12 protein-coding genes and 1 pseudogene are annotated in these 17530 nt (G+C 47.3%); 11 read left to right on the top strand and 2 right to left on the bottom strand.

What is annotated here, in order from left to right; genetic code table 11:
- Positions 1-142: 142 nt before the first annotated feature.
- The 3 genes and pseudogenes from QUB30_RS24485 to QUB30_RS24475 all read left to right on the top strand — a co-directional run.
- A pseudogene (locus QUB30_RS24485) lies at positions 143-259 on the top strand (DUF433 domain-containing protein); the annotation flags it as partial.
- An 82-nt stretch (positions 260-341) separates the two neighbouring features.
- The gene (locus QUB30_RS24480) at positions 342-665 is read left to right on the top strand and encodes a hypothetical protein (RefSeq protein WP_333338732.1); all 324 of its coding nucleotides are present in this window, start codon (positions 342-344) and stop codon (positions 663-665) included.
- Positions 662-931, top strand: coding sequence for an aspartyl protease (locus QUB30_RS24475; RefSeq protein ID WP_333338729.1), 270 nt, complete (start codon positions 662-664; stop codon positions 929-931). Before QUB30_RS24480 ends, QUB30_RS24475 begins: the two co-directional genes overlap by 4 nt.
- Before the next feature lie 414 nt (positions 932-1345).
- Here the strand turns inward: QUB30_RS24475 and mnmG are convergent, their stop codons facing one another.
- Positions 1346-3262, bottom strand: coding sequence for a tRNA uridine-5-carboxymethylaminomethyl(34) synthesis enzyme MnmG (mnmG, locus tag QUB30_RS24470; protein WP_333338727.1), 1917 nt, complete (start codon positions 3260-3262; stop codon positions 1346-1348).
- 584 nt (positions 3263-3846) lie between these two features.
- Here mnmG and QUB30_RS24465 point away from each other — a divergent pair.
- From QUB30_RS24465 to QUB30_RS24435, 7 genes are all read left to right on the top strand, one after another.
- Positions 3847-4176 (top strand): hypothetical protein, encoded by a 330-nt coding sequence (locus QUB30_RS24465; protein ID WP_333338725.1) that lies wholly within the window; start codon positions 3847-3849, stop codon positions 4174-4176.
- 198 nt (positions 4177-4374) lie between these two features.
- A complete protein-coding gene (gene psbB, locus QUB30_RS24460) occupies positions 4375-5904 on the top strand; it encodes a photosystem II chlorophyll-binding protein CP47 (RefSeq protein WP_333338722.1) in 1530 nt (509 codons plus the stop codon).
- Positions 5905-6046: 142 nt separating this feature from the next.
- Entirely contained in the window at positions 6047-6142 is a 96-nt protein-coding gene (locus QUB30_RS24455) for a photosystem II reaction center protein T (RefSeq protein WP_006635641.1), read from the top strand.
- 216 nt (positions 6143-6358) lie between these two features.
- A complete protein-coding gene (nrdR, locus tag QUB30_RS24450; RefSeq protein WP_333338826.1) occupies positions 6359-6916 on the top strand; it encodes a transcriptional regulator NrdR in 558 nt (185 codons plus the stop codon).
- A 639-nt stretch (positions 6917-7555) separates the two neighbouring features.
- Positions 7556-8674, top strand: a complete 1119-nt coding sequence (locus QUB30_RS24445) for a 30S ribosomal protein S1 (protein ID WP_333338719.1) — start codon at positions 7556-7558, stop codon at positions 8672-8674.
- Positions 8675-9225: 551 nt separating this feature from the next.
- A complete protein-coding gene (locus tag QUB30_RS24440) occupies positions 9226-10659 on the top strand; it encodes an adenylate/guanylate cyclase domain-containing protein (RefSeq protein ID WP_333338716.1) in 1434 nt (477 codons plus the stop codon).
- Between the two features lie 233 nt (positions 10660-10892).
- On the top strand, positions 10893-15110 hold the full coding sequence (locus QUB30_RS24435) for a chemotaxis protein CheB (RefSeq protein WP_333338713.1): 4218 nt from the start codon (positions 10893-10895) through the stop codon (positions 15108-15110).
- Positions 15111-15433: 323 nt separating this feature from the next.
- Here the strand turns inward: QUB30_RS24435 and QUB30_RS24430 are convergent, their stop codons facing one another.
- The gene (locus tag QUB30_RS24430; protein ID WP_333235055.1) at positions 15434-16285 is read right to left on the bottom strand and encodes a M48 family metallopeptidase; all 852 of its coding nucleotides are present in this window, start codon (positions 16283-16285) and stop codon (positions 15434-15436) included.
- Between the two features lie 529 nt (positions 16286-16814).
- Here QUB30_RS24430 and QUB30_RS24425 point away from each other — a divergent pair.
- On the top strand, positions 16815-17339 hold the full coding sequence (locus tag QUB30_RS24425; RefSeq protein WP_333338710.1) for a DUF4330 domain-containing protein: 525 nt from the start codon (positions 16815-16817) through the stop codon (positions 17337-17339).
- Positions 17340-17530 lie beyond the last annotated feature (191 nt).

Genomic DNA, 17530 nt, shown 5'->3' with positions numbered 1-17530 from the left:
AAATCCTAACCTAAAATTTGCGGTTACTTAGGCAGCGTATCACCACCGCTCCGATCGCTTTTATTGATTTCTCATGTCGCGATCGCAACCAGCTTTTGTATAATAACAGAATCTTACCTGTCATCAAACGGCTTGAAGCACAATGAATAACTTGTTAACTCGTATTACCCAAACACGCGGTCAGTACGGTGGTCGCCCTTGCATTCGAGGCATGAAAATTCGGGTCAGCGATATTTTAGAAATGTTGGCTGAAAGTATTCCCAAAATTAAGCTAATTCTATTACTCCCCACAATTCGGGATTTTTGCTAAAATAAACTCAACCCAATTGGTCGGACAAACTATGATCGCAGCACCTCCCGGATGGAAGCCCCGCCGCATTCCAGAAAAATACAGAAAACCACAAATTTCTCCTGAAGAAAAAGCCAAACAAAAAGCTGAAAGCCAAGTGCGGTGGCAGCGCTGTCGCCAGATTTTTGAACGAGTCCGCGACGAACTCATTGCTACTCATTACAATTGGTACATTGCGATCGATCCTGATAGTGGCGAGTATTTTATTGAGAAAGATCAACTCGTTGCTTTTGAGAAGCTTCGGACAAATCTCCCCCAAAAACTAATGGTTGTTCGCCGCTTGAATAAAACCGGAGTTTGCGGCAGTATCTTATGATTCAAGGCAGGTTTGATGAGGAGAAAAATCAGCTATTTTTTGAAATAGGTTTGGTAGCCGATGATGGGGAAGTCATGTTTGTTGATGCGCTGCTAGATACGGGATTTACAGATTGGTTGGCGATGAACAGCCAAGATTTAGATTTTAATTGGGTGCTTGTAGATGATGAATATCCCATGAAGACTGCACGGGGAGAAGGTGATTTTAATGTTTACATTGGCACCGTGCAAATGGACGGTCAAGAATTTAATGTTCCTGCGGTATAACAATCCTAAATGAGTCGTAAAATTTTTACCCCACCCCAACCCTCCCCTTACCAAGGGGAGGGAGTAAGAAATTCACAAATGATTTAGGATTGCTATAGCAGGAGATGAGATACCAGAAATTCTCATCGGGATAGAATGGCTGAAAACTAAACGATTAGTAGTAGATTTGGCAGCAGGAATCCTGACTTTGGAGTAAAGAGGATCTCATGTATCTCGTTCCCAGGCTCTGCCTTCGGTTTTTTCTATTTTAGCTATTACAATTAAAAAGTATTTAGCAGCAACTGAAATGATTGATTTCTGAGTTTCGCGCGCTTAGTCCGAGAAACCGGGTTTCTACGAGAATTTACGCCTCCCCATGAGATTTTACAAAGAAACCCGGTTTCTGAGTTCCGCGCGATCGCCCATCAAATCCGATTATTTTCCCACACCAGCCGGCTGCTGACGGTTTCGCACTTCCAGAAAAATCAACAAAGCATTAACATCAGCCGGATTCACCCCGCCAATTCTCGCCGCTTGACCAATAGTCAGCGGTTTCACCTTAGCCAACTTTTCCCGCGACTCTTTCGAGAGAGTTGTAATTGCCATGTAATCCAAATCCGCAGGCAATTGTCGGCGTTCGTGTTTGGCAATGTCATCAATTTGATTTTGCTGTCTTTGCAAATAGCCGGAATATTTGATGTCAATTTCGGCACCATCTTTCTCAGCCAACTTCAGACTAGAATTGCCTAAATTGTAGCGTTCCAAATCCACATAATGAAAACCGGGACGGCGCAACAAATCAGCGAGAGTAATCGAACCTTTAATCGCTTGTTGAGTGTCTGCAAAAATTGCCTTGCCAACTTCCTCGTGCTCTTTCACCCGCGTCGAGTACAAGCGTTCTTTCTCTGCCACAATATTAGCTTGTTTGCGATCGAATAACTCCCACCGCCGATCGTCAATCAAACCAATTTCCCGTCCCAGCGGAGTCAAGCGTTGGTCAGCATTGTCCGATCGCAATAATAGCCGGTATTCCGATCGCGAAGTCAACATCCGGTAAGGTTCCCGCAAATCCTTCGTACACAAATCATCAATCAAAGTCCCGATATAACTTTGCTCGCGCGGAAACACAATCATCTCCTGATTTTTCGCAAACCGGGCCGCATTAATCCCCGCCACAATCCCCTGTGCAGCCGCCTCCTCATATCCGGTCGTACCGTTCACCTGTCCCGCGCAAAACAGCCCTTCAATCTTCTTCGTCATCAGCGTCGGAAAACACTGAGTTGCCGGCAAATAATCGTACTCCACAGCATAAGCAGGGCGCATCATCTCGCACTTTTCCAAACCAGGAAGAGTTCGCAGCATTTGCAATTGCAAATTTTCCGGTAAACCCGTCGAAAATCCTTGAATGTAAAGTTCAGGAATATCCCTACCTTCCGGTTCAATAAAAATCTGGTGACTTTCTTTATCTGCAAACCGCACAATCTTATCTTCAATACTCGGACAATAGCGCGGCCCCTTCGCATCAACCCAGCCGCCGTAGACTGGAGAAAGGTGCAAATTGTCTCTAATTAACTGGTGAGTTTCAGGCGTAGTCCGAGTCAAATAACAAGGCATTTGTTCGCGTTCCACCCAAACTTCTGGATCGAAGCTAAACCAGCGAACCTCTGGATCTCCCGGTTGGGGTTCCAGGTTAGTATAATCGAGAGTACGTTTGTCAACTCTTGCCGGAGTTCCAGTCTTCAACCTGCCAGTTTCAAAGCCCAAACGGTTGAGAGTTTCCGTCAAACCAACGGCGGCAAATTCTCCTGCACGTCCGGCGGGCATTGACTTGTTTCCAACCCAAATTGTGCCGCCTAAAAAAGTTCCTGTGGTCAGAATTACTGCTTTGCATTCAAAGGCGACGCCGAAGTATGTTTCGACTCCAATAACTTCTTCGTTTTTGCCCAAAACTAAGTCTGTTACCATCGCTTCTCGGATGGTCAAATTCTCTTGGTTTTCAACAATATTATTCATCACAGCGGCGTATTCCCGCTTGTCCGTTTGTGCTCGCAGCGCCCAAACTGCGGGGCCTCTCGAAGCGTTGAGGACGCGCTTTTGTAAATAGGTGCGATCGGCCATTTTGCCAATTTCCCCGCCTAACGCATCCACTTCGTTAGTAAGTTGAGTTTTAGCGGGGCCGCCGACAGCGGGATTGCAAGGTTGCCACGCAATTTTGTCGAGGTTGAGGGTGAGGAGAAGGGTGCGACAGCCGAGGCGAGAAGTGGCGAGGGCGGCTTCGCAGCCGGAGTGTCCGCCACCAACTACGATGATGTCGAAACTGTCTTGGAATTGTACTGGTGTTTGTGCGGTCATGGTCTGCGTTTGAGCGGCAAGGACTCGTACTTTATGTTAGCAGTAATGTCGATCGTTTTGAGATTGAGTTTTTGGCAAAAATATTGAGCGGTGATTTTTAACCGCAGATGAACGCAGATGAACGCGGATGGATGTCTGGTGTAATCTGAAGTTGGTTGGTTGATTATGATAAAATTCGGGCAGATTAACCGAGATTAATATTATGCGATCGACTGCCAGACCAAAAGGGCAAAGTTACCACAACCTTATTAGTGCCGCAAGGCTGTTTTGAATGTTTAGAACTTCCTGGCTCAAGCGAGCCTTGCGTTAAGAGTATTCTTTCTCGAAATGCTAGGAATTGAACTCTAATTTAAAAATCCAAGTTTATATCTTTTGCCGATTAGTCCGACAAAAACTTATTTAACAATTCTGTAGATTTATCCCCAACAGCTAGAAGATTGCCTACTACTTCCTAGAGCTCCCTTGGCGACAACAGCGCTGACGCGCCGCCTCGCGTAACGCACCTCGAAGCGGTTCAATAATTCGGTAATCTTGCAGTTTTGCGTTATGTTAAACAAAAAAATCTCAACAAGCGCACACAACAAATGAAATATTTTTTCTTATCCGACGGCTGGAAAGTTGGGCGCGTCTGGGGCGTAGGCGGCGAGTGGACTCACGCCGCCTGGAGGCGTCAGCCGGACATCCAACAGCTCAACCTCTGCCTCTGGGATCAAAAAGAAAAAATGTGGCTCTACCGCGTAGAAGACGCTGTACTGATGGTAGAAGTCAAACCCACAGCCCCCGCAGATCCGAACGATCCTGCCAAAAACATCGGCAACGTCGTGCTGACCAGACTCATAGATGCCGAGCAAGTCCTCGAACGCCTCGGGACGATCGCCGCCCGCTGCGAAATGGGCAACCCGCAACTAATATAATGCCCAACATATTGCAATCGGTTCTAACACTCGATACACTTCTTTAAATAACTTTCATTTTTATGCTTCCACCTTTAAAGGTAGAGGGCATTCGGCAAAAGGCAGAATTTAAAGCCCGCAGGTAACTGCTAGGGATTCAGAATCTGATTTTTCCGTCAAAATAGACATCATCACTTACACCTTGGAGAACCGCAGTCAATGGGACTACCCTGGTATCGCGTACACACAGTCGTCTTAAATGACCCAGGCCGATTGATTTCTGTACACTTAATGCACACCGCCCTCGTGGCAGGTTGGGCCGGCTCAATGGCCCTTTATGAACTAGCAGTTTTTGACCCCACAGACCCTGTTCTGAACCCGATGTGGCGTCAAGGGATGTTCGTGCTCCCCTTCATGACCCGCTTGGGAGTAACGGGTTCTTGGGGCGGTTGGAGCATCACCGGCGAAGGTAACGTCGATCCGGGCTTCTGGTCTTTTGAAGGCGTCGCTGTCGCTCACATCATCCTCTCGGGCCTGCTGTTCTTAGCAGCAGTCTGGCACTGGGTATTTTGGGACTTAGAACTTTTCAGAGACCCCCGCACCGGTGAACCAGCCCTCGACTTGCCAAAAATGTTTGGCATTCACCTGTTCCTCTCCGGCTTGCTTTGCTTCGGCTTCGGCGCATTTCACCTTTCGGGACTTTTCGGCCCGGGAATGTGGGTGTCCGACCCCTACGGCCTGACCGGTCACGTCCAGCCAGTGGCACCTGCTTGGGGCCCTGAAGGCTTCGATCCGTTCAATCCGGGCGGCATCGTGGCTCACCACATTGCAGCGGGCGTAGTCGGCGTAATTGCCGGTTTGTTCCACTTGACAGTGCGGCCGCCGGAACGTCTTTACAAAGCCCTGCGGATGGGGAATATCGAAACTGTACTTTCTAGCAGTATCGCTGCCGTGTTCTTCGCAGCCTTTGTGGTTGCGGGTACGATGTGGTACGGTTCTGCTGCAACTCCGATCGAACTTTTTGGCCCGACTCGCTATCAGTGGGACGGAAACTATTTCCAACAAGAAATCGATCGCAGAGCTCAAGCTAGCTTGGCCTCCGGCGCTAGCTTCCAAGAAGCTTACGAGCAAATTCCCGAAAAATTGGCTTTCTACGACTACGTGGGCAACTCTCCAGCTAAAGGCGGTTTGTTCCGCGCCGGCGCGATGGTTAACGGCGACGGTATTGCTAAAAGCTGGCTGGGCCATCCAGTATTTACTGACAGCGAAGGTCGGGTATTGTCGGTTCGCCGCCTTCCCAACTTCTTTGAAACTTTCCCAGTGATTTTGACGGACAAAGATGGGGTCGTTCGCGCTGACATCCCCTTCCGCCGCGCTGAATCAAAATACAGCTTTGAACAAAGCGGAGTTACCGTCAGCTTCTACGGCGGCGAACTTGACGGTCAAACCTTTAATAATCCTCTAGATGTTAAGAAGTTTGCTCGCGCCGCCCAAAAAGGTGAAGTATTTGAATTCGATCGCGAAACCTTGAATTCTGACGGGGTTTTCCGCACTTCGACTCGCGGTTGGTTCACTTTCGGACACGCTTGCTTTGCTTTGCTGTTCTTCTTCGGCCATATCTGGCACGGTTCTCGGACTATTTTCCGCGACGTGTTTGCTGGAGTTGAGTCCGACATGGAAGAACAAGTCGAGTGGGGCCTGTTCCAAAAGGTGGGCGACTTAACGACAAGAAGAGAAGAATCTCTCTAGATTTCTCCAGCCTCTGGGTAGCGGGGAACTTCCCCGGTACACAAAAACCCGGTTTCTTGAAGAAACCGGGTTTTTTTAGTTAATAATAAAACCAGCAATTAAGATAAAATAATACGGCAAGGGAAGATAGGGAAAATTTAACATGGAAAGTGTTGCTTACATTTTGATTCTGGCTTTAGCCATAGGCGTACTATTTTTTGCGATCGCCTTTCGGGAACCTCCCCGGATTGGCAAATAATTAGCTACACGCCAGCAGCAAGTCCACAATATCCTGAACCGGACTGCCGTCAGCCCGCATCATAGCGATCCTCTTCGAGGGCTGCGCTAACGAATTTGGTGCGGGACTATTCCACCGGTTGTGTGCTAAGTAATTTTTCTAGTCCAGCCATTCATCTAACCCCGCGCGGTTAGATGAATGGCAATTTGGTGGCAACGCCTGTTAAAATCAGCAATCATGCGCTGTTCCTCCTGCCAACACACCAATAGCCGCGTTCTAGAATCGCGTTCAGCCGAATCAGGTCAAAGCATCCGTCGGCGGCGCGAGTGTTTGAGCTGTCAGCACCGCTTCACAACTTACGAACGCATAGAATTTGTGCCGATTACGGTGATCAAGCGAGACGGCAAGCGGGAATCTTTTGACAGGTCAAAATTAGTCAGGGGATTGGTTCGGGCCTGCGAAAAAACCGGTTTGTCTTCCGGGCATCTCGAAACCCTGGCAGAAGAAATCGAGGCCCAACTCCAGGGTCGATCGCTCCGAGAACTCGCCAGTTCAGAAATTGGGGAACTGGTACTGTTGCACCTGCGGCCGCTCAGCGAAGTGGCTTATGTCCGTTTTGCCTCGGTATACCGCCAATTTCGAGGCATCCGAGACTTTGTAGATACCCTAAATCACCTTCAGAATCCCCTCAACGAAGCTGAAGATCCACAAACTCGGCCAGATTTTGAAGCAGCTTTGCCGGATTCGGATGCAGTCGATCGAGAAAGCCCCGCATCCTGCGCCAGTCCCAGCTAAGCTCGCTTAAATTAATTTATAGAAATATTCTGGGAGATTGAAAACCGTGTCGCGAGGAAGGCCGGGAGGAATAGCGACTCAAGAGACTCTCATTCGAGCGAGTGTTCTTTTTTCTCAGTAAGAGTGCTGGGTGTGATATGATCGTCATCGGTCTAAAATAGAGTATAACTAGACAACGTAAAAACTTAACTGGATTAGTTGAGTGCGTAGTCACACCTAACGGTGTTGCAGTTTAGGAAAGCTCGCATTTGAACAAAACCTAACTAAAGATCGGTGACTAATTAAATACGGTAGGGCATACCGAAATTTACGCTTCTGGAGAAACCGACCTCTACTTAGACTGGAGTAATCCTGTCGCCAGCAAGTCGGCTCGTTGAATGAAGAATCTCAGTTTATTTATACCTGAGAGTGTCAAAATAGTCTACTTGACTCGGAATGTTAAGATGCAACGTTTTAACACAGAGTATGGAGTAACAGTAATGGCAAGCGCTGGTGTGCAGTTGCACCCGGCAAAAGTTAGCAAAAACTGACTTTAGTAAAAGATTTTGAAAAAAGTTAACCGCTTTTTCACCAAAATCTCTAATATCTGCCGGCACAAACGAAAAACATGAAGGAGAGAAATCCTAGGAAACTATTCGCATGGTCAATCTCAAAACCACAGTCAAAGACATCGGCTTTACTCACGAAGATTTTGCAGCCCTACTTGATAAATATGACTATCACTTTAGCCCGGGCGATGTAGTAGCGGGTACAGTTTTTAGTATAGAACCCAGGGGCGCTCTGATTGATATCGGTGCTAAAACAGCAGCGTACATTCCCATTCAGGAAATGTCCATCAATCGAGTGGAAAGCCCTGAAGAGGTATTGCAATCAAACGAAACCAGAGAATTTTTCATCCTCACCGATGAAAATGAAGACGGACAATTAACCTTGTCCATCCGGCGTATCGAGTATATGCGGGCGTGGGAAAGAGTGCGACAACTGCAAGCAGAAGATGCCACAGTACGATCGCAAGTATTTGCCACCAACCGCGGCGGCGCACTCGTGAGAATAGAAGGGTTGCGAGGCTTTATTCCCGGTTCTCACATCAGTACCCGCAAACCGAAGGAAGAATTAGTCGCCGAAGAATTACCATTAAAATTCTTAGAGGTAGACGAAGACCGCAACCGCCTAGTGTTGAGTCACCGTCGCGCCTTAGTTGAGCGCAAGATGAACCGCCTCGAAGTTGGGGAAGTGGTCATCGGTACAGTACGCGGTATCAAGCCTTACGGTGCCTTTATCGACATCGGCGGCGTCAGCGGCTTGCTGCACATCTCGGAAATTTCGCACGATCACATCGATACGCCTCACAGCGTTTTCAATGTCAACGACGAAGTGAAAGTGATGATCATTGACTTGGATGCTGAGAGGGGCCGGATTTCTCTCTCCACCAAGCAATTGGAACCGGAACCGGGCGCGATGGTCAAAAATCGCGAATTGGTCTACGAAAAAGCTGAAGAAATGGCAGCTAAGTTCCGCGAGAAAATGCTCGCTCAAAAGCAAGCTAAAGCAGGCATAGACATTCCTGTAGACTCGATCGATGCTGATGATGAACTCTCCGACGAAATACTCGAAGACGTACCCTCAGCAATGGAAGAGGATCTGCCAGAAGTAGCACCGGAAGTAGCACCCGAAGCAGCACCCGAAGCAGCACCCGAAGCAGCACCCGAAGCAGTATTAGATGTAGAGGAAGAAATCCCTCCTGCGACGGTAGAATAACATCGCAGTCACTGTGATTCTAAGAGGGGAAATCCCCTCTTTTTTTGTCTTTAAAGTGCCAATCACCAATCATCAATTACCAATTATATCGTTTCCGGTTGCACGAACGACCTGATATAGAGGACACCGCGCAGTGCCCTTGGACTACCGCAATTAATTGTAGGGAAAGGGCACTGCCGTTTCCTGGCGGTGGGTAATATTAATTCCGATGCGCCCGGATTTGATATTACAGCAGATTGCTAGTTTATTTAGTAGTAAACCTCAGATCGATCGATTCCCTACGATGGCTGACCGGAAAAGCGCTGTATCCATTACTAATTACCAATTCCCAATAATTTAAAATCTTCCTGTAGACAGATGCAGCGATCGCTCTTTGAATTAATACAAGTTGCAGCTCGCTCTGCCTAAATAAACCTAGCCTTTATGCTGCTAATTTGTTAAGATTTACAAACATCAGGGACATCGGCACAGGTGCAGACTCATCAGAATTCTCAGGCAAGAACAAACTAGACGAGCAAATTACACACAATAATACTTAGAAATTTCTTGCCATGAGGCTCAAAGGCAAGCGGATCGTGAACATCGAACTATTAAAAGAAAAATTAGAACAGCTTAAAAAACGTCCTAATTCTAGCAAAGGAACGATCGACCAAATCGAAAACTGGTTAATCGGTTCCCACATTTTGCAGAGATTGCGGATTAACCCTTACTACGTCGCAGGCGATACAGTCAAGAATGTTAAAAAAATTACTTCGGAATTTCTGCACGGAGTAAAAGCCGGCACCTTTGACTTGCACTGGGATATTCACTGCCCGCACTGCAACATGATAGCAGACGAATTCAAGGATTTGGCAGACACATCAGAAATGTCTTTTTGCCCGATGTGCGATCGCGAGTTTAAAATTGATTTGCTCGATCGCGTCGAAGTTACTTTTTCCCTGAATAAAGAAATCGAAGACCCGCAACTGCGGCCCGTCTGCGCTCCCCCTCCCGTACTCCAGAACAAACTGCAACTGGTAACGCCTTTATACTGCACCGAATCGGAGATTGTTACCTTAGAAAACGGTCGATATCGCTACTGCTGTCCCCTCACTTTAGCTAAAGGGATTTTAAAGGTTGAAGGCGAAAAAACAGAAGACATACAAGAAATTAAACTCAAGCAGTTAGCAGGTCCAGATTTTGACAAACAAGAGCTGGCCGTGCGTCCGGGAAAAGTTAAGATAGAATTAACTAATACCGATCATAATTTGTCCGGGTTGATTTTGCATTCTGATGAATTGCCCGATGAACTGACATTAGAACAACTGCCCCTGCGGCTGTCAGGAATGCAACTGCTTCATCACCCGGATTACAAGCGTTTGTTCGGCGATCGAGTAATATCCGAAAGAGAGCGAGTCAAGATTCGGGCGATTACTATTATGTTTACCGATATTACCGGTTCTACCAGAATGTACGAAACGCTGGGAGATACCAAAGCTTACAATATTGTGCGCGACCATTTTGAAATTTTCTTTGAGTCGATCGAGAAATTTGGCGGTAAAGTTATTAAAACCATCGGCGATGCCGTCATGGCTTCCTTTATCAGCAACGAACAAGCAATTATGACAGCCACAGCATCGGTGGCTAGTTTCAGGAAGTACAACTCAACTCGCCCGCAAGCAGAGTGGATTCAAGTCAGAATTGGCATTCACCGAGGTACGGCTTTGCTGGTAAATCTCAATAATTCGATCGACTATTTTGGTTCCACAGTCAACAAAGCCGCCCGGATTCAAAATCTTTCTAAAAGTGACGAAGTTTCGTTTTCCGAAGATGTTTACAGCGACCAAGCATTTTTGACAGCATTAAAAGCTGCTGGAGTGTCCGAAATTCACAAACGAGTTGAAGATTTAAAGGGAATACAAGGCGCACAAGTCACTTATACTGCTAGAATTAATACGGAATCAGTAATCGCACTTTCTGCTACACAGGTCGCTGGCAATAACTAAGTAGGTAAGCAGATATACTACTTAGTTATTGCCAGCCTCTCGTTGCGATCGTCCCGACAGCAGATAGAGTTCTTCGATCGCGCTCAGATAATGACCTCAACAGTGTAGTTGATCCTGAAGCGACTGCCGTTATGATGGCAACCTAAGCTCTGATAAAAATAGTCTGAATTAATGACCCGCACGCTTACCAGATATGTGGGCGGCTAAATAACTGAAGTCGAGGACTTCTCATCATGACTTCTCCTCAATTCTCTCCAGAAAATACACTCGAATCGATCGCACCACCCGCCCTCGACATCGAACAATCAGCAAAAACCGATGCCCCCTTTCCCATTGTTGGGATTGCGGCCTCAGCAGGAGGGTTGGAAGCATTCACGCAGTTACTGAGCCATTTACCGATAGATACGGGTATGGCGTTTGTGCTGATTCAGCATTTAGCCCCCGATCACAAAAGTCTGCTGAGCGAGATTCTCGCGAGAACGACGCAAATGCCTGTTAATGAGGTAAAAGACGGCATAGCTGTAGAGCCGAATCAAGTCTACATTATTCCGCCCAATACCAAGATGGTGCTATCTAAAGGCGTGCTGCAACTATCACCCCGCGAGAAGATTTATGGCAAATATATGCCGGGAGATGCGTTTTTTACCTCATTGGCGATCGATCGCGGACACAAAGCAATCGCCGTAGTTTTATCCGGGGGAGACGGAGACGGTTCACTCGGACTCAACGCCATCAAAGCAGCCGGAGGCATGACGTTTGCTCAATGTCAAGACACGGCAAAATTCGATAGTATGCCGATTACCGCTGTTGCCACAGGCAATGTCGATTTCGTTCTGCCACCGGAAAAAATTGCCGAGGAATTGGCAAACTATAGTCGCAATCCCCTTCTCACGGGCTCGCTTCACCTGAGAAAAGTTGAGGAATCGCCCGAAGAGGGAGATGCCCTGGCAAGTATTTTTGCCCTGCTAAAATCGGCCACAGGCGTAGATTTCAGCCACTACAAACCCACGACGATCGCTCGACGCATCCAGCGACGGATGGTGCTGTACAAGCTGGAAAGCTTGGATGATTACGCCCAACATCTTCGACACAATTCGGCTGAAGTCACAGCCCTGTATGAAGAAATCTTGATCCACGTTACCAGTTTCTTCCGTGACCCCGAAACCTTTGACAAGTTAAAAGACCTGGTTTTCCCCACGATTACCAAAAATAAATCGGCCGAAACTCCGATTCGGGTTTGGGTGGCCGGATGTTCGACAGGTGAAGAAGTTTATTCGATCGCCATTTGCTTGTTGGAGTTTTTGGGCGATCGGGCCATCCAGCCGCCGATCCAGATTTTTGCCACGGACATTGGCGAACAGGCGATCTGCAAAGCGAGGTCTGGCGTCTACTCAGAAAACCAGATGGTAGATGTTTCACCCGATCGACGTACTCGCTTCTTTATTGCCCAAGACGAAGGTAGCTATAGAATCAGCAAGGCAGTCCGCGAACTGTGTGTATTTGCCCGACAAGACTTAGGTAGCGACCCGCCTTTTTCCAATCTCGATTTAGTTAGCTGTCGCAATGTGCTGATCTACTTGGGAGAGTCATTGCAAAAAAAAGTGATGCCCATTTTTCATTACAGTCTTAACCCAAATGGCTTTCTCTTGTTAGGCACTTCTGAGAGTACGGGCAAATTCTCATACTTGTTTACTTCAGTGGATAAAAAATCTAAAATTTATGCCAAAAAGTTGACTGCAACTCGTCCCACTTTTTCGTTTACGCCGAGTTCCTATCCGGTAGCTAAAGCACGCGAACGGCAGGGAGTGAAGGAAAATTTGACAAATAGCTTTGATTTACAGCGAGAAACAGACCAACTGATTTTGAATCGCTATGCCCTAGCAGGTGTGGTTGTCAACGAGCTCATGAATATCCTGCAAGTGCGGGGAGACATCAATCCTTACTTGAGACTGGCCTTCGGAACGCCCGACTTAAACTTGCTGACAATGGCAAGGGAAGGCTTGCTGGTTGAGCTTCGCACCGCGATTTATCAGGCACAAACGCAGAACGTGACCGTTAGGAAAGAAGGGGTATCGGTTGTTGAATCGAGCGGACGATCGAGTATCGTCAATTTTGAGGTGATTCCGTTCCAGCCGCAGGCGGTCGAAGGACGCTACTTTTTGGTGGTATTTGAAGAGGCTTCACCCCCGGTGCTTAACTTCACCATCCTCCCTTCTGAAAGCTTCGAGCAAGCTGATTTAGTGCGAGAAATTGAGCTGCTGAGGCAGGCACTTGCAACCGCTTACCAAGACAAAACTGCGGTTCAAGTGCAACTGCAAGCGGTGATCCAAGATCACGAAAATCTCAACCAAGATATCAAAATTGCCAACGAAGAAATCCTATCGAGCAACGAGGAGTTGCAAAGCACCAACGAGGAACTAGAAACGGCAAAAGAAGAAATTCAAGCGACTAACGAGGAACTCACCACCACTAACGATGAACTTCGCAGTCGAAATATTGAACAAAGCCTGGTCAATAACGATCTGACAAATTTGCTTTCCAGTATCAATATCCCTATCTTAATGCTGACCAACGATTTACAGATTCGACGCTTTACGCCAACGGCACAGCAAATTTTTAGTCTGATTCCCACAGATGTGGGACGACCCTTTAGCGACATCCGATCGACTCTGAACGTTCCCGACTTGGAACAGATGATGTTGGAGGTGATTGATACTCTCCAAACGAAAGAACAAGAAGTTCAAACTTTATCGGGATATTGGTACAACCTCCGCATTCGTCCTTATCGCACAACGGAAAACCAGATTGACGGTGTGGTCATGGTTTTGATTGATATTGACGCGCTCAAACGCAGTACCAAAACCTTAGAGGCAGCCCGAAATTATGCTGAGGCGATCGTGGAAACTGTGCAAACGCCTTTAGTCGTGCTAGATGCTGATTTCCGAGTGAATAAAGCAAATCGATCGTTCTATGAAACGTTTCAGGTTTCATCCTCAGAAATAGCAAAAACTTCGCTGTTTGAGCTAGGGAACAGGCAGTGGAATATCCCCCAATTGCAATGGATATTGGAAGATATTCTGGTTAGTGATGTTCAGCTTGAAAACTTTGAGTGGACTCACCTGTTTGATAAGATAGGGGAGAAAACCATGCTGCTGAATGCTTGTAAACTTGAACGAGAAGATCGAGCTTTAATGATTCTGTTGTCGATCGAGGATATCACAGAGCGCAAGCAGTTTGATACAGAGCGATCGCAGTTATTGTACCAGGAACAGTTGGCCCGCCAACAAGCAGAAACCGCCAACCGTGCTAAAGATGAATTTCTCGCGAATCTCTCCCACGAACTTCGCAATCCCCTGACTCCGATCCTGGGATGGACACAAATCCTGCGCTCCGGCAAGCTTAAGGAAGCAGCGGCTAATCGCGCTCTAGAAGTGATCGAGCGGAGCGCGAGAATGCAATCTCAGTTAATCGAAGATATCCTAGATCTTGCCAGGATCACGAGCGGCAAGCTCGCTCTTAATACGAATTCGATCGATCTGGTTTGGGTGGTGCAAGCTGCGCTCGATGGGGTTCAATTATCAGCAGATGCCAAAAACATTCAAGTTGTTTCGCAGTTGAGTTGTGCTACTGTTTTAGGCGATGCTGATAGATTGCAGCAAGTTGTGTGGAATATTCTGTCTAATGCGATTAAGTTTACTCCAACGGGGGGACGAGTGGAAATCACGCTCTCGGCGATCGAAAATCACGCTCAACTTCGAGTTAGCGATACGGGAAAAGGCATTAGGGCAGACTTCTTGCCGTATATTTTCGATCGTTTCCATCAAGGCGATTCCAGCAGCGTCAAGGCTAATCAAGGGCTGGGATTGGGTTTGTCGATCGTGCGCCATCTGGTAGAATTGCACGGAGGAACGGTGGAAGCGGGCAGTCCGGGTGAGGGACAAGGAAGTACAATGACTCTGAAATTGCCGTTGCGCTCGTTACCTCAAGAGTTGACATCGGCGATGAATTTAAAGTCAACTGTTTTGGCAGGGCCTTTAAACCCCTCACAGGATATCGTCCCATCTCTCGAAGGCTTGCACATCTTAGTTGTGGACGATCGGATCGATACCCGGGAGCTCTTAGCATTTGTGCTCGAAAGCTACGGGGCTGAGGTTTTGACGGTGGAATCTGCCAGAAGTGCGCTCGCTGCTTTGACTGAAAATCCCGGCAAATATGACGTGCTAATCTCTGATATCGGAATGCCAGAGGAAGATGGGTATTTCTTAATTCGAGAAGTGCGAGCTCTTGCTGCGGAAGCCGGAGGAGAAATCCCGGCCGCCGCGCTGACTGCGTATGCGAGCGATAAAGAACGGCAAAGGGCGATCGAAGCGGGTTTTCAAACGCATATTGCTAAACCTGTGCAGCCCGTTAAACTAGCATTAATGGTTGCCAATTTAGCTGGACGATTTTAATTTATATCACTTCCGAATGCGCCGGAATGATATGGTTTTGGTTTGGGGTCACCAGTGGAAAAAAGTAATATCAAATCCGGTAAGCTGTTCTGCCTTTAAATTGTCTGTCAAAAAAAATCAAAGTCTTGTGGGGTGGGCGTCCCGCCCGCCCTGAATAGACAATTTAAATGCGTGACAGCTTAGCATCGGAATTAATATTACCCACAGCTTTCGACACGGCGAGTGTCCCGTGTCCCTACAATTAATTGGGGTAGGGAGAGGGCACTGTCCTTTGCGCACAAACCCCACCAACGCATGAATCGAAACATCAGGTTAAAACAGTTTTAAGACCCCAAAAGCCTGCGGATTTCTAGCCTGTAATCCTCATTATTCAAACCTTCACCGCTAGCGAGATCTGGATCTATAGCCTGCGAAATAGCAGCAATGCGATCGGCAGTAGCCGGGTGAGTGCTCAAAATGCTGGGAGGAGAAGGCTTGTTGAGCAACTTTTTCATAAAATCAACCATCCCAGATTGAGCGTAGCCCGCTCGCCCCATAGTTTGCAATCCCAACTGATCGGCCTCATATTCCGCTTGGCGGCTGTGGGGACGGCGCAAAGCCAGTTCCACCCCAATCTGAACCGCCTGAGATCGATCGAGTCCAGTCGCCGAAGCTACACCTGAGGCGATCGCCATTTGACGCATTTGTTTAATCGCGTGGCGAGCATTAATGTGAGCGATTTCGTGGGCGATCACACTTGCCAATTCTGCCTCATTGTCCGCCGCCGCCATCAAACCTTTATTCACATAAACAAAACCGCCCATTGTCGCAAAAGCATTAATATTGTCGTCGTCAATCACTTGAAAAGTATAAGGAATATCGGGGCGAGTGCTTTCTTGAGCGAGCCGCTGACCGATGCGGTTGATATATAATGTAGTGTCCCGATCGCGGTCAATCTTAAACTCCCTGTTCGCCAACTGCTGATTAATTTGTTGGCCAATAGTCACCTCTTGGCGATCGGACATATTCGATAATTGAATAACTTGAATGCCCCGAAAAATCAGTTCAGGTAAAGAAAATGCTTGAGTCTGTTCCGGGGAAACCACCCAGATACCCGCAGCCACAATCAGCGACAGAAACAGATAAATCCCCCGGCCGCAGGTACGCCGACAAGTCAACCAAAAACTTTTTAACATGAGTGATACGTGCGAGAAGTTAGATAAACTTTTAGGAAAAGCGGGAAAAGTCACTAAATCGGCAGACGCAATTTGAGGCTGCTTAGTTGCTATTCTAGCTTTTTGCCAATTTTTGACCGAGAATTTCAAAGGTGGTACCCGCCACGTGATTTATCCGTGGAATCAATCCCAAATCGAAAATCGAAAATCCTCAAGCCCCCGCATTTATCCGTGGGGTCAATCTAAAATCTCAAATCTCAAATCTCAAATCGATTGACCCCGCCCCGAGTTCCCGGCGGTGGCCCTGCGGTCAACCAACCGCCCTCAACTGCCTTCTGCCTTCTGCTGTAAGTGCCCAAGTGATGCGGATTTTGGGCGATCGTTGTGGTAATATCTTTTAGCTTCAGGACTTACGCATCAATTACGCATCAATAACGTATGTCATTGCCAGCCGTAGCGGATCTTTGGCAGCATCTGTTTTTCATCGGTGTCTGCGTAAGTCCTGAGCTTGTAAACATACTCCTGTCGCTATCAGTTAATTAAGCGATTTATGAAAATTTTGGATTCTCAAGGCCGGCTGTTCGGCAAACTCAGCATCCTAGACGTAGGTGCGGCGATGATCGTACTGCTAGTTGCAGTCGGAATCTTCTTCTTTCCCGGCACTTCTGGCGGTTCCGTCGCCCAAGTCGGCACCAGTGTCAAACCTGTAGAGATTGATGCAATTGCGATCGGTCTCAAAGGGACAAACGTTCAAGATTTGTTCAAACCAGGCGATCAAATCAATGTGGTGATCCGCAATCAACCCTCCGGTCAGATTACCATCAAATCTGTCAAAACTCTCACCAGAACCCTAGCAGTTCCTCAACCCAACGGCACTGTGAAAGCTCTCCCCGATCCCAGAGAAGAAGAATCCTTCAGCAAAAATATGATGTTTACCTTAGAGGGAAAAGGTCAACTTACTGAAAATGGCCCGGTTTTAGGGAATACGAAAGTTAAAATTGGCACTACCCTAGAGCTTGAAGGCAAAAAGTACATTTTCAACGCTAGCGTCATCGATGTGCGAGTAAAAGAATAGTTATTAGTCGTTAGTCATTAGTCATTAGTCATTAGTCATTAGTCATTAGTCATTGGTAATTGGTAATGACTAATGGGTAATTAATTTTCCTTATTTCCTCTTCCTCAATCGGTTAGGATCGCGAATTAAATAATTTACACTCTTGAAAGTGGGGTGGGCGTCCCGCCCGCCCTTTCTGGACGGGCGGGACG

The organism is Microcoleus sp. BROC3, assembly GCF_036702515.1.
Classification (GTDB): Bacteria; Cyanobacteriota; Cyanobacteriia; order Cyanobacteriales; family Microcoleaceae; genus Microcoleus.
The sequence above is the reverse complement of the archived record's forward strand: the minus strand, read 5'-3'. Positions and strand labels throughout refer to the sequence as shown.